The organism is Longimicrobium sp., assembly GCF_035474595.1.
In the GTDB taxonomy this organism is placed as follows: domain Bacteria; phylum Gemmatimonadota; class Gemmatimonadetes; order Longimicrobiales; family Longimicrobiaceae; genus Longimicrobium.
Genome location: NZ_DATIND010000065.1, coordinates 62,089 through 74,888, shown reverse-complemented (window position 1 = coordinate 74,888; position 12,800 = coordinate 62,089). Strand labels below are relative to the sequence as shown.

At 69.2% G+C, this 12,800-nt stretch carries 11 protein-coding genes and 2 pseudogenes; 7 read left to right on the top strand and 6 right to left on the bottom strand.

Annotated features, from left to right (window positions below):
- Nucleotides 1-85 precede the first annotated feature (85 nt).
- A complete protein-coding gene (locus tag VLK66_RS11625; protein WP_325309584.1) occupies nucleotides 86-319 on the top strand; it encodes a DUF433 domain-containing protein in 234 nt (77 codons plus the stop codon).
- Between the two features lie 40 nt (nucleotides 320-359).
- Complete coding sequence (locus VLK66_RS11620) at nucleotides 360-668, top strand: DUF5615 family PIN-like protein (protein ID WP_325309583.1); 309 nt, start codon at nucleotides 360-362, stop codon at nucleotides 666-668.
- A gap of 78 nt (nucleotides 669-746) precedes the next feature.
- Here VLK66_RS11620 and VLK66_RS11615 read toward each other — a convergent pair whose 3' ends face one another.
- The 3 genes and pseudogenes from VLK66_RS11615 to VLK66_RS11600 all read right to left on the bottom strand — a co-directional run bounded on the left by VLK66_RS11615 (nucleotide 747) and on the right by VLK66_RS11600 (nucleotide 4,223).
- Nucleotides 747-1,490: a hypothetical protein gene (locus VLK66_RS11615; RefSeq protein ID WP_325309582.1), complete on the bottom strand. Its 744-nt coding sequence runs from the start codon at nucleotides 1,488-1,490 to the stop codon at nucleotides 747-749.
- Nucleotides 1,491-1,746: 256 nt separating this feature from the next.
- Nucleotides 1,747-3,423, bottom strand: a pseudogene (locus VLK66_RS28610) (alpha-amylase family protein).
- Between the two features lie 191 nt (nucleotides 3,424-3,614).
- Nucleotides 3,615-4,223 (bottom strand): DUF4082 domain-containing protein, encoded by a 609-nt coding sequence (locus VLK66_RS11600; RefSeq protein WP_325309579.1) that lies wholly within the window; start codon nucleotides 4,221-4,223, stop codon nucleotides 3,615-3,617.
- Between the two features lie 492 nt (nucleotides 4,224-4,715).
- Between VLK66_RS11600 and VLK66_RS11595 the strand changes: the two genes are divergently transcribed.
- Nucleotides 4,716-5,234: a hypothetical protein gene (locus VLK66_RS11595; RefSeq protein WP_325309578.1), complete on the top strand. Its 519-nt coding sequence runs from the start codon at nucleotides 4,716-4,718 to the stop codon at nucleotides 5,232-5,234.
- 91 nt (nucleotides 5,235-5,325) lie between these two features.
- Here the strand turns inward: VLK66_RS11595 and VLK66_RS11590 are convergent, their stop codons facing one another.
- The 3 genes and pseudogenes from VLK66_RS11590 to VLK66_RS11585 all read right to left on the bottom strand — a co-directional run bounded on the left by VLK66_RS11590 (nucleotide 5,326) and on the right by VLK66_RS11585 (nucleotide 9,205).
- Nucleotides 5,326-7,404: a PAS domain-containing sensor histidine kinase gene (locus VLK66_RS11590; protein WP_325309577.1), complete on the bottom strand. Its 2,079-nt coding sequence runs from the start codon at nucleotides 7,402-7,404 to the stop codon at nucleotides 5,326-5,328.
- 406 nt (nucleotides 7,405-7,810) lie between these two features.
- Nucleotides 7,811-7,918 (bottom strand): annotated as a pseudogene (locus VLK66_RS28605) (GIY-YIG nuclease family protein); the annotation flags it as partial.
- A 435-nt stretch (nucleotides 7,919-8,353) separates the two neighbouring features.
- Nucleotides 8,354-9,205: a murein L,D-transpeptidase catalytic domain-containing protein gene (locus VLK66_RS11585; protein WP_325309576.1), complete on the bottom strand. Its 852-nt coding sequence runs from the start codon at nucleotides 9,203-9,205 to the stop codon at nucleotides 8,354-8,356.
- A 628-nt stretch (nucleotides 9,206-9,833) separates the two neighbouring features.
- On the opposite strand from VLK66_RS11585, the gene VLK66_RS11580 reads away from it, so the two are divergent.
- The 4 genes from VLK66_RS11580 (at nucleotide 9,834) to VLK66_RS11565 (ending at nucleotide 12,761) form a co-directional block, all read left to right on the top strand.
- Nucleotides 9,834-10,019 carry a hypothetical protein gene (locus VLK66_RS11580; protein WP_325309575.1) on the top strand — a complete coding sequence of 62 codons (186 nt, stop codon included), beginning with the start codon at nucleotides 9,834-9,836 and terminating at the stop codon, nucleotides 10,017-10,019.
- A gap of 77 nt (nucleotides 10,020-10,096) precedes the next feature.
- Entirely contained in the window at nucleotides 10,097-10,297 is a 201-nt protein-coding gene (locus VLK66_RS11575; RefSeq protein WP_325309574.1) for a hypothetical protein, read from the top strand.
- Between the two features lie 335 nt (nucleotides 10,298-10,632).
- Nucleotides 10,633-11,445, top strand: a complete 813-nt coding sequence (locus tag VLK66_RS11570) for an alpha/beta hydrolase (protein WP_325309573.1) — start codon at nucleotides 10,633-10,635, stop codon at nucleotides 11,443-11,445.
- The gene (locus VLK66_RS11565; RefSeq protein ID WP_325309572.1) at nucleotides 11,442-12,761 is read left to right on the top strand and encodes a PAS domain-containing sensor histidine kinase; all 1,320 of its coding nucleotides are present in this window, start codon (nucleotides 11,442-11,444) and stop codon (nucleotides 12,759-12,761) included. Before VLK66_RS11570 ends, VLK66_RS11565 begins: the two co-directional genes overlap by 4 nt.
- The last annotated feature ends 39 nt before the right edge of the window (nucleotides 12,762-12,800 follow it).

Here is a 12,800-nt window from a genome sequence, read left to right as displayed (position 1 = left end):
CGGGTGTATACTGGCGACATGCGACTGTCCATTCCGGCATTTAGAAATTAGATTCTACCCGGGCCATCGACCTGGAGAGTACGCAATGTCTTCCCTGCTCGAACGCATCACGATCGATCCGGCGATCTGCCACGGAAAGCCCACCATTCGCGGCCTGCGCTACCCCGTGCAGATGATCCTGGAGCTGTTGAGCGGGGGAATGACGACGGATGAGATCCTGCTGGACTACGAGGATCTCGAACGTGAGGATATCTTCGCAGCGCTCGATTTTGCCGCGCATGTGACGAACGTGAAGCGCATCGAGCCTCTCGCCGCGTGAAGTTCCTGATCGACGCACAGCTTCCGCGGCGGCTCGCGTCGTGGCTACGCGCCGCAGGTCACGCTCGGTCCACACGCTCGATCTGCCCGAGGGAAACCGTACGACCGATCTGGCGATTCTCGAACTCTGCGCCCTCGACCGGCGGACGGTTGTGACCAAGGATTCCGACTTCGTTGATTCGTTCGTCCTGCGGCACCAGCCCGAAAAGCTTCTTCTCATATCAACCGGCAACATTCACAACACCGATCTCGAGCAGCTTCTCCGTTCCAATCTCCCTGCCATCGTAGCCGCTTTCGAGGTCGCCGACTTCGTGGAATTGAGCCGCACCGCTCTGATCGTCCACGGCTGATTCGCCCATCCCCGGTCACCGCTGTTGCCGCGAATTCATCGCCTTCCCTCGGCCTCGGCGTCCACTGGGCGCCGGTGCTCAGCCGTGGAACTGCACGCCCAGGTACGCCACCGTTTCCCCCGCCGCGCCGCCGCGGAACACGCTGCGGCCGATGCTGAACATCAGGATGCGGTGCGCGTCCAGGTCGCGGCGGAAGCCGGCGTTCAGGAAGCGCACCGTCCCGTCCTCCGTCCCCGTCTCCACGTGCACCTCGGCCAGCCACTGCATCCGCTCGGCGGGCGCGTACTGGAAGGCGGCGCCGTAGAACCACCGCTGGCCCGCGTGGCGCTGGAAGACGCGGCCGGCGTCGACGTTCACGGCGAACGGCCCCATCTCGCGCGCGGCTTCCAGCGGCAGCAGCAGCTCCGTGTCCTCCGCCGGGCCGCCGACGCCGGGGTGGAAGACGAGCTTGGGAAAGGTGGAGACGTCCACCGGAAGCGCGGCGCCCGCATCGACGAAGCGCCACTTGGCCCCGGTCTCGATCTCGCCCAGGCGGCCATGCGTGCCCTCGCCCGAGGAGTGCTGGAACGCCACCGGAACCGCCGCGGTCAGCTGCACGCGTGACCCCGCGCCGTAGTTCACGTCCAGCACCGGCAGCTCGTACGCGCCGGTGCCGGGAGTGAAGTCGCCCGTCACGGCCACGTTCACCTCCCACGTTCCCGGCTCCGGCGTTCCCGGATCGTCGGTCATCAGCGGCGGCCCGCCCTGCGCGCGCGCGGCCGCGGGACCGATCGCCAGCGCGCAAACCACCACGGCGATGGAGATGAGGATACGGCGTGTCATCGTTCGAAGTTGAAAATGCATCCGTCGCACGGAGAATTTGAGTTGCGATGAGCTGCTCCCCGCCATCCCCCCGGCCAACCCGACATCGCGCCAGCGGCCGCGATGCCGGGATGCAGCGGGGATGGCCGGGCGCGAGTCCGCGAAGGCGGACTTCGGGCCGTTGTTGCCGCGAATTCATTCGCCTTCCCCAGCCTTCCGACCCGGCATCCAGCCCTCTATCCCCTATCCCCTGTCCCCTGTTCCCCTGTCCCCTAGCCTACCACGCCACCCCCGCCCCGCTGTCTCGCCGCGTGTTCAGCGCGTAGCCCAGCCCGCCCACGCGGAACCAGCGGTAGCCGTGCGCCTCCAGCGCCACGTGGTGGAAGCCGCGCTCGTCGGCGTGCTTCTCCTCCTGCTGCAGCAGGTTGGCCAGGTGGCCGCCCCCCTCGGCCTTCACCCGGAAGCGCGCCTCGCGCGGTCGGTCGGCGAAGTTGTGCAGGATCACCACCGAGTTGCCGCGCCACTCGTAGCACATCGCCAGCACGTCCGCGGCGCCGGTCGGCAGCAGCGTCCAGTCTCCCCACCCGATCTCCGGGCACTCCTTGCGCAGCCGGATCATCCGCACGGTCCAGTTCAGCAGCGACTCGGGGTCGCGGCGCTGCGCCTCCACGTTCACGTGGTCGCAGCTGTACGGGCCCTGGTCGATCACCGGCTTCACCGTCTTCTCCGCGGCCGAGAAGCCGGCGTTGCGCTCGCCCGACCACTGCATGGGCGTGCGCACGGCGTCGCGCTCCTTCTGCCGCAGGTCCTCGCCCATCCCGATCTCGTCGCCATATCTCAACACCGGCGTGCCGGGAAGCGAGAACATCAGCGAGTACGCCAGCTCGATGTGGCTGCGCTCGCCCAGCATCGACGCCAGCCGCCGCCGGATGCCGCGCCCCTACAGCTGCATCTCGGGGTCGGGCCCGAAGCGCTCCAGCACCACGGCGCGCTGCTCCTCCGTCAGGCGCCCCAGGTCCAGCTCGTCGTGGTTGCGGAGGAACTGCGCCCACTGCGCGCTGGGCGGCAGCTCGCGCGTGGCCTTCAGCGCCTCGGAAAGCGGGCCGGCGTCGCCGCTGGCCAGCGCGTAGAACAGGTGCTGGTTCACGAAGAAGTTGAACATCATGTGGATGCCGTCGCCCGACTTGCCGAAGTACCGGCGGTTCTCGTTGGGCATCACGTTGGCCTCGCCCAGCATGATGGCGCCCGCGGTGCGCCACTGCAGGAACGAGCGCAGCTGCTGCAGATACTCGAAGTGCATGGGCGGCTTCCCGCCCTTTCCGTCGGGCGCACCCTCGATGATGAACGGCACCGCGTCCACCCGGAAGCCGCTCACCCCCAGCTGCAGCCAGTACCCCATGATCCGCCGCACCTCGGTGCGCACGTCGGGGTTGTCCACGTTCAGGTCCGGCTGGAACTCGTAGAAGCGGTGGTAATACCACTCGCCCGACTCCGGGTCTTCCGTCCAGGTGGAGGTCTGCACGCCGGGGAACACCATCCCCTTGTTCCAGTCCTTCGGCTTCCGCTTCGCCCACACGTACCAGGCGTGGCGCGGCGATTGGGGGTCGCGCCCCTCCTGGAACCAGGGGTGCCGGTCGGAGGTGTGGTTCACGACCAGGTCGATGAGCACGCGGATGCCGCGGCTCTCCGCGCGCTTCATGAACTCCACGAAGTCGCCGCTGGAGCCGTAGCGCGGGTCCACGCCGTAGAAGTCGGAGATGTCGTAGCCGTTGTCGCGGTTGGGCGAAGGCTGGAACGGCCCCAGCCAGATGGCGTCGATCCCCAGCGACTCCAGGTAGTCCAGCCGCCGCATCAACCCCTCGAAGTCTCCGCAGCCGTCGCCGTTGCCGTCCATGAACGTCTCCAGCGACAGGCTGTAGATGACGGCGTTCTTGAACCACAGGTCCTCGATCACGTCCGCTCCTCCGCGTCCCGGTTCGGCGGCGCCGCGTTGCAAGGCGGAGACCGCAGGGGACAGGGGACAGGGAAGATGGAGATGGAGATGGGGATGGGGAGATGGAGACGGCGGGCGCATCCGGGGAGGATGCGCCCGCCGTGCGGCCTTGCGGGCCTACGCCGCGGGGGGATGCGGCGGCACGGCGCGGGTCACGGGCAGGGTTGTTCGTTGATGGTATTGCAGAGCTTGGCCCGGTACGTCAGGTCGGCGAAGAAGGCGCTGGTGCTGCCGCTCGACGGGAAGAGTCCCGCGCCCTGGACGTAGCCGCCGCCGATGGCGGTCAGGTGCGTGCGGTAGATCGGGCCGTTGAACGCGAAGTAGCCGCCGGTCTTCCCCTGCTTGACGTTGGTATTGAACGACACCATGTAGGTGCCCGGCGGGATCTGGTACGTGGTCGCCAGCGACACCTTCTGCCAGCCGGACGCCGTCTCGCTGGTGAACGGCTTCGACACCAGCTTTGTCCCGGTCGAAGTCCACAGGTTGGCCGTGTGCGATCCCGTCTCGCCCGCCCCCTTGTAGAAGCGGAAGCCCGTCACCAGCACCGTGTCGTCGGTGGTGAAGAGGGTGCCCACCTCCCAGGCGCCGGTGCCGTTGGTGTCGAACACGTCGGCCGGGGTCAGTGTCTCGTAGATGGAATCGGTCGGCAACCACACGATGTAGTCGCGCGGCCCGATGGGCGTGCGAGTGTCGACCAGTCCGCCGTCGGCGCAGGCCGCCACGGACAGTGCGGCGACCGCCGCGAAGATCCAGCGCTTCATCCTTCTTCCTCCTGAACGGGTGGTGGGAAGCGTGGCCGATTCACAGTGACGGTTAAGGATCGCTGGACGGTGGCGACCCTGCCCCCGGAGACCGGCTGCGCCTACCCGTATCGGCCCGAGGATTGTCCTCCGGCCGCGAGCATAATTGCCCATCACATTGGAGATAACAAGTCCTGTTGTGATCGCTGCTTGAGATGTTCAGCTGTGAAAGGATCGGTTTTGAAGTCGTCCGAGTCAGATCAACAAACATTCTGCAAACGGATGGGGACGACTGTGAACACTTGTCTCCGCTCCCCTCCACCGTCATTCGTGGGAGCAGGGTAGATGCATTTATAATCTGGAAAAGGAAGGGTATGCGAATGCGACATTCTGGTATCTTTACGCATCTCCCGAAGTCGTGATGGAATGGATTCCGGGCTCCCGCTGTCAGGATGGATGCAGGCGGCGAGACGGCCTGCGACGCCCCTCACGACTCGAGCGGAGATGATGGAGATGAGACGAACCGCATTCCTGGCCGTGGCGGCTGTCGCGCTGGCCGCGGCGCCGCTCGCCGCGCAGAACCCGCCCCCGCCGGGCGGCCCCGGTGACGGGCCGATGCCCGGCGGTCCTCCGCCGCCCATGCCCCCGCCCCCCGCCGCCGGCTTCCTGCTCGGCCATACCGGCGAGCTGAAGCTGAGCGACGCGCAGGTGATCCGCCTCGCCGCCCTCGCCCGGCGCGCCGCCGACCGCCGCGAAGCCCAGCGCCCCGGCCAGCGTCCGGGCGACGCCGACGCCGCGCGCATGCGCCAGCAGCACGAGCAGATGCGCGAGCAGGTCCGCGCCGACCTGCGCGACGCCCTGGCCGTGCTCACCGCTGACCAGCAGGCCCGCGCCTGGGAGATGATGGCGATGCACCCCGGTCCCGGCGGCCCCTGCGGGCCGGGTGGAGGCCGGATGCGCGGGGCTCCCGGCGGTTCCCCGCCAGCGGACGGTGATCACGGCGCGCCGCCCCCGCCCCGTCCGCGGAGATAGTGAGGAGCAGGGTTCACGCGGAAAAGCGGAGCAGCAGAGGAGTTTTCTCTGCTGCTCCGCTTCTCCGCGTGGAATCCGAGATGAAGCCCGATTACGCGCCGGCGCCGGCCGCCTGCTCCGCCCGGTCCCTGCCGCCGGGTCTCGCCTCGGCGTCGAACGACGGGAGCCAGAGGGTGAAGGTGCTCCCCTCGCCCGGCGTGCTGCGGACGCCCAGGTCGCCGCCCATCCCGCGCGCCAGGTCGCGGCTGATGGCCAGGCCCAGGCCCACGCCCTGCTGGCTCTCGGAGGTGAGGTGGCGGTCCACCTGCACGAACGGGTCGAAGATGCGCTGCTGCTGCTCGGGCGCGATCCCCCGCCCCGTGTCGCTCACCCGGATCCGCACCCCGCCGTCGGCGCGGTGGTACGACACGCGGATGGTGCCCCCCGGCTCGGTGAACTTGATGGCGTTGGTCACCAGGTTCAGCAGGATCTGCCGCGTCTTCTCCGCGTCGGCGCGCACCGCCAGCCCGCCCTCGCCGCGCGACGACTGGTAGGTCAGCCCGCGCTGCGTTACCTGCGGCATCACCAGCGCGTCCAGGTCGGCCAGCAGCCCGGCCACCGGCACCTTCTCCAGGTGGTAGCTCAGCTGCCCCGCCTCGATCCGCGCGAAGTTCAGGATGTCGTTGATCAGCGAGAGCAGGTGCTGGCCACTGCGGCGCATCCGGTCCACGTCGGCGCGGGCGGCCTCGGGAAGCTCGCCGCGCACCCCCATCAGCAGCAGGTCGGCGTACCCGGCGATGGCGTTCAGCGGGGTGCGCAGCTCGTGGCTCATGCTGGCCAGGAACTCGGCCTTGGCGCGGTTGGCGGCTTCCGCCATCTCCCGCCCCCGCACCTGGTCGGTCACGTCGATGGCCACGGCGGAGATGGCGTACACCTGCCCCTCGGCGTCGCGCAGCGGCTGGTACACGAAGTTCAGCACGCGGTCCTCGGGCTCGGCGTCGGGGCGGCGCTGCAGCGGCACCTTCAGCTCCTCGGCCACGAACGCCTCGCCGCTCGTGTACACGCGCTGCAGCAGCTCGTAGATCCCCTCGGTGGCCAGCTCCGGGAACGCCTCGGGCACGGTGCGGCCGTCCAGCTCGCGCCCGCCCACCAGCGCGCGGTACGGCGGGTTGGCCAGGGTGAACACGTGCTCGGGCCCCTCCAGCACGGCGATGGGCACCGGCGCCTGCTCGAAGGTGCGCGTCAGGTGCTCGCGCGCCCGCTCGGCGGCCCGGCGGTGCTCTTCCACCTCCAGCCGCGCCCGCACCTGCGCGGTGACCTCCACCGCCACGCTGGCCACCGCGTACACCGCGCCGTCGGGGTCGCGCAGCGGCTGGTAGCCCAGGTCGAAGAAGTACTCCTCCACCAGCCCGTCGCCGTCGCGGTCCAGCCACACCCGCCGCTCGCCGGCGAAGAAAGGCTCGCCCGTCTCGTACACGCGGTCGATGACGGCGGGAAGCCCCTGCTCGTCGATCTCCGGGAACGCCTGGCGCACCGACAGCCCCAGCAGCGGGCGCCCGCCGCCCGGGGTCTCGGCGTAGCGCGGGCTGACCAGGGTGTAGACGTGCTCCGGGCCCTCCATCACCGCCACGGCCACGGGCGCCTGCTCCAGCACGGTGCGCACGCGCGCCTCGCTCTCGGCCAGCGCGGCCTGCGAGCGTCGGCCGGCCACCTGGTCGGTGGTGTCGATCAGCGTCACGCTCACCCCGCCCACCGCCCCGGCCTCGTCGTACGCGGGGCTGAAGCACAGGGTGATGAAGACGTCGTCCGGCGGCGCGTCCTGCCCGCGCCGCTGCAGGCGGTAGAGCTGGTCCCGCAGGTTGATGGTCTCGCCGGCCAGCACGCGCCGGAACAGGGGCTCGTTGAACTCCCACACCTCGGGCCAGCACGCCTGGTTGGGAATGCCCAGCCCCCACGGGTGCTTCACGCCCATGAAGCGGATGTACTCGTCGTTGTACAGCTGGATCAGCTCCGGCCCCCACAGCACGATCCCCGCGAACGACGAGGCCAGCGTGTTGGCCACCGCCACGCGCAGCGCCGCGGGCCACGCCGCGACGGGGCCCAGCGGGGTGGCCGCCCAGTCCTTCTCGCGGTACAGCGCGCGCATCTCGCCCTCGCCGGCAAAGAGCCGCGAGGCTTCCGCTTCCGCCATGCTTCCCTTGGATCGATCGGATTCCCGCGTCGTGACGAACGTTGTACACCGCACGAACCCGGCCGGTCGGGTACCTCAAGCCCCGCGCCGGGGGGGTGGCAAGGGAATACGATACATATCCTCGCGGCAACCATCCCCAGGACGTCATCCTGAGGCCGGCCACACCGCAACCCATCCCCGCTACATCGCTTGCAGGCCGAAGGATCTATAGCCGGTCCCGCACGTCCGCCGCCCCCGCGCGCCGAATTCCCTCGACGTCCGCGCGATCACCGGAAGGGCGTGAAGAACCCCTCGTCCTCCGACAGGTCGCGCCACGTCGGGTTCGCGGCCGAAACCAGCGCGATCTCTTCCGTGACCGCCGCCACCCCTTCAGCTCCTTCTCACGCGCGATCGCGACCTGCGGATGCGCGGCCTCCTCGAAGTAGACGAGCTGAGTCACGTTGTACGTGGCCGTGAAGCCGGGAACCGTTTTCTGCTTGTGCTCCCAGACGCGGCGGACCAGGTCGTTGGTCATCCCGATGTACAGCGTGCGGCTGACGTTCGACATCACGTAGACGTAGTAGCGGTCGTCGGATGCCATCGGCGTGCCCGGATGCGGTGAGCGGCGGAGGCTTCGGGCGACACGGGGAATCCATCGCTCCGAACCCCTCGCCACGTAAGAGTCGGTCTGTTTTGGGCGTCAGGATGACGTCCGTGGGGCTTCGATGACAAGGGTTGGGAGGCGGATTTCGCGGATCGGCGTGGAATGAAGGCTGACGTGCTGGACTGGCTATAGATCCTTCGGCCTGCAAATGCTTGTGAATGTTCGGAATTCGGTGTGGCCGGCCTCAGGATGACGTCATCAGGGGAGCTTGGGAAACTGATCCCGGCTGACGGGAGACTACAAAAAAAGCGGGCGCGGGAGATGCCACCATCTCCCGCGCCCGCTCGTTTTCATCCCCCGCGACGGTCAGCCGTTGGTGGCGTCGCCGGCCCAGGGGTCCTGCTGCATCCAGGCCGCGTCGTTGGGCGAGAACAGGAAGACCATGCCGCCGTTGCTCAGCTTGGGCAGCAGCTGCTGCGCCCGCGCCGGCTCCAGGGCCGGGCACCCCTCGCTGCGGCCGGCCTTGCTGGCCGTGACGTACGGGGCGCCGTGCGCCACCACGCCGCGCGCCCGGGCCGCGCCGTTGAACTTCCCCGAGAGCCCCGCCAGCCGCAGCCCCACGCTGCGGTACGCCTTGCCGCCCGTGTGCCCCACGAACGCGTAGGTCTCCTGCGCCAGGTACAGCCCCAGCGAGGTGGTGGCCGCGCCCATCTTGTTGCCGAAGCGGGTCGGCACGTTGGTGCCGGCCGGCGCCGAGCCGCGCCCGTGCGCCACCATGAACGGACCGTCCACCACCTTCATCCGCTGCATGTCGAACACGTAGCCGCGGGGCGTGGTGGCCGCCAGGCCGTAGTCCACGAAGTACAGGAACGGCTTGCGCACCTTGTCCGGGTGCTGGGCCTTGTACGCGAAGTACGCGGTGAAGGCCTTCTTCAGCGCCTCGGGATCGCTCTGCTTCTCCACGCTGGGGGCCAGCGCGGCCAGCGCCGTCTGCACCGCCGACACCGCCGTCCCGTTCTCGATGCCGCCGGCGGCCAGCACGGCGCGCGCGGCGGTCAGCACGGGCTGAACGTGCGGCGCGGGCGCCTGCGCCACGGGCGCCGTGCGCGCCGAAGCGGCCTGCGCGAACGTGGTGTGCCCGTTCTGGCTCAGCACGGCGCCCCCGAAACCGGCAGCGGTGGCGCAGGCAGCGATGGTCAGCAGGCGTTGGCGAAGCATCGAATCTCGCGTCTGGTGAAGGCGACCGGGTGGCGGCCGCCCGAAAGCTCGGTCCATTCTCGCGCGCAGCGCCCCCGGACCGTGGCCAGGGAGCGCTTCCGGGCGACGCGGTCTTCCCGCATCCCCGAGCCCATCTCGCGCGCTGTGTTGTATGGCTTCAAATCTAGCCCAATCCTAAGTCCATGTCAATTAAGGGGATAGTTAAAATCCCGAGTCGATGCGCGGTTTGGCACCGTTCGGAGCATCTTCCTGCCAGTCCGGACGCCTTCATTCGGATCGGAGCGGTACAGGGCTGGCGGCGCAAGCCTCATATACATATTTTAAGACGAATAATGTAAAAAGACGGCAGATTCTGGGAAACATGCGGATCTGGGGTGCAACCAGGTTCGCCCGCGGCACCTCGGACGGGACGAGCGGGATGCGGGGTCGGGAGATGACGGCAGGTAGACAGGGCAGACGAGCTGACGACGAGCGGCACTCGGTACTTTTCCGCCTTGGCGATGCAGCGTTTGCAGGCGGATGTCATCTGATACTTGAATCGTCGGCGGCGCTCCGGGCAGAGCGCGGCCGTTCGCGCCGGCGCCGCGTCCGCGGGCCGGCATCCACCGCCCGAACCGGAGAGATCCGCATGGCCAGCAAGCTGAACCTGGACGTGAACAATCTGCAGGTGGAGTCGTTCGAGGCCGAGGCGAAGGACCGCGCCGACCGCGGCACCGTCCGCGGGCACGAGGCCACCATCGACCTGACCTGCTACGACTACACCTGCCGCGGCTACGGCACGTGCGGCATCTACCCCTGCAAGCAGGTTCCCTGAGGCCTGGGATGGCACGGGCGGGATCACCCGAGATCCCGCCCGCCTTCGTTCACCGCTGCATCCTGGAGAACGCGAAGATGAACAAGCTGAACCTGGACGTGAGCAGCCTGCGGGTGGAGTCGTTCGAGGCGCAGGCGGACGACCGCGCGGAGCGTGGAACGGTCCGGGGCCACGACCTCACGCCCGCCTGCTCCATCGACTACTGTCCCACGGAGTTCGACCGCACCTGCAACGGCTACGGAACCTGCGGCATCTACCCCTGCCGGCCGATTCCGTGAGCGCGTAGGCGCAGAACGGTCCGAACATCGCGGCCGCGGGGAGATCTCTCCTCGCGGCCGCTCTCGTCGTCCCCCTGCTCCTCCGCCGCACCTCCGCTCCACCGCTGCCTCGATCCCATCCCCGAACGCCCGCCGGTCATCACGGCCGGTCCCCGCACGTACGGAGTTTGTCCCTCTGCCCCGTCGGCTTCGGGTTTATTCTTGCATCACCCTTCCATTCTGCCGTACGGCCGGACCGGCCCGGCGCCCCAACACGGGGAACGGGCCGGGTGTCTCGTTTCCGAACCTCCAGCGGCCCGCGGCCGCCCGATCCCGAAAACCCGCAGCGGACGATCATGCCCGTCGAAGCCCTCTCCCGCAACAACGTCCGCGTCTCCGGGCGCGGCACCCAGCCCATGCTCTTCGCGCACGGCTTCGGGTGCGACCAGAACATGTGGCGCTTCGTGGCGCCGGCCTTCGAGGACGACTACCAGGTGGTGCTCTTCGACTACGTGGGCTCGGGAAAGAGCGACCTCTCGGCCTACGATCCCCGGCGCTACGCCACGCTGGACGGCTACGCGCAGGACGTGCTGGACGTGGTGCACGCGCTGGACCTGCGCGACGTGGTTCTCGTCGCCCACTCGGTCAGCAGCATGGTGGCGGTGCTGGCGGCCAACCGGGAGCCGGAGCGCTTCGAGCGGCTGGTGCTGATCGGGCCCAGCCCCCGCTACGTGAACGACCCGCCGTACGTGGGCGGCTTCGAGCGCGCCGACATCGACGGGCTGCTGGAGATGATGGAGCACAACTACATCGGCTGGGCCGGCTTCCTGGCGCCCGCCATCATGAAGAACCCCGACCGCCCGGAGCTGGGCGAGGAGCTGACGGAAAGCTTCTGCTCCACCGACCCCGTCATCTCCAGACGCTTCGCCGAGGCCACCTTCCTCTCCGACAACCGCGACGACCTGCCGCGGGTGAGGGTGCCCGCGCTGATCCTGCAGTGCTCGGACGACATGGTGGCGCCCACCGAGGTGGGCGAGTACGTGCACGGGCAGATGCCGGGAAGCACGTTCCGGCAGATGAATGCCACCGGCCACTGCCCGCACATGAGCCACCCGGAAGAGACCATCGAGCTGATCCGCGAGTACCTGCAGCCCGCGCACGCCGCGTGAGCGAGGCGGTGGGCGCCCCCGCGCGGGCGCTGGACCCGCTGCTGGACCATGCGCCCGCGGGGTTCCTGTCGTTCGCCGACGACGGCACCATCACCCTGGCCAACGCCACGCTGGCCGAAATGCTGGGGTACGCCCCCGGCGAGCTGGTGGGCCGCCGGCTGGACACGGTGCTGACCACCGGCGCGCGCCTGTTCTGGCAGACGCACTTCTTCCCCCTCATCCGCATGCACGGCCGCGCGGACGAGGTGTTCCTGGTGCTGCGCGGCGCCGGCGGCGGCGACGTGGCGGTGCTGGCCAACGCGGTGCGCCGCGAGCGCGCGGGCGCGTGGGCCAACGACTGCGTGGTCGTGCAGGTGCGCGAGCGGCGCAAGTTCGAGGAAGCGCTGCTGGCCGCGCGCAAGGAGGCCGAGCGCGCCCGCGCCCAGGCCGAGGAGCACGCCGAGGAGCTGCGCGCGGCCAACGAGCAGCTGGAGGAGCAGGCGGTGGAGCTGGAGCTCTCGCAGGAGCAGCTGCGCGAGCAGGCCACCGAGCTGGAGATGCAGGCCGACCACCTGCGCGCGCTGAACGACGAGCTGACCGAGCGCGGGATCGAGCTGGAGCGGCAGCGCGCGGCGGCCGACGACGCCAACCGGGCGAAGAGCTCGTTCCTGGCGGTGATGAGCCACGAGCTGCGCACCCCGCTGAACGCCATCGCCGGCTACGTGCAGCTGATGGAGATGGGGATCCACGGGCCGGTGACCGACGCGCAGCGCGAGGCGCTGGACCGCATCGGGCGCAGCCAGAAGCACCTGCTGCGGCTGATCAACGACGTGCTGAACCTGGCGCGCATCGAGTCCGGCCGGGTGGAGTACATGCTGGAAGACGTGGAGCTGGGCGGATTGATGGCCGACGTGACGCCCATGGTGGAGCCGCAGATGCTCTCCAAGGGGCTGGCGCTGGAGATGGAGATCCCGCCGCGAACCGTGGCCCGCGCCGACCGCGAGAAGGTGCAGCAGATCGTGATCAACCTGCTCAGCAACGCGCTGAAGTTCACGCCGCCGGGCGGGCGGGTGCGGGTGGACGCGGGGCGCGCCGGGCCCGGGGTGGTGTGGCTCTCCGTGGCCGACACGGGGATCGGCATTCCGCCCGAGAAGCAGGTCTCGGTGTTCGACCCGTTCGTGCAGGTGGACATGAGCAGCACCCGCCGCAGCGAGGGGAGCGGCCTGGGGCTGGCCATCAGCCGCGACCTGGCCCGCGGCATGGGCGGCGACCTGAGCGTGGCCAGCACCCTCGGCGCCGGCAGCACGTTCACCCTCACGCTGCCGGCGGAATCCTAGTGTAGTGATGCCGCGGTCCCGTGTTGTTTCATCGAGACG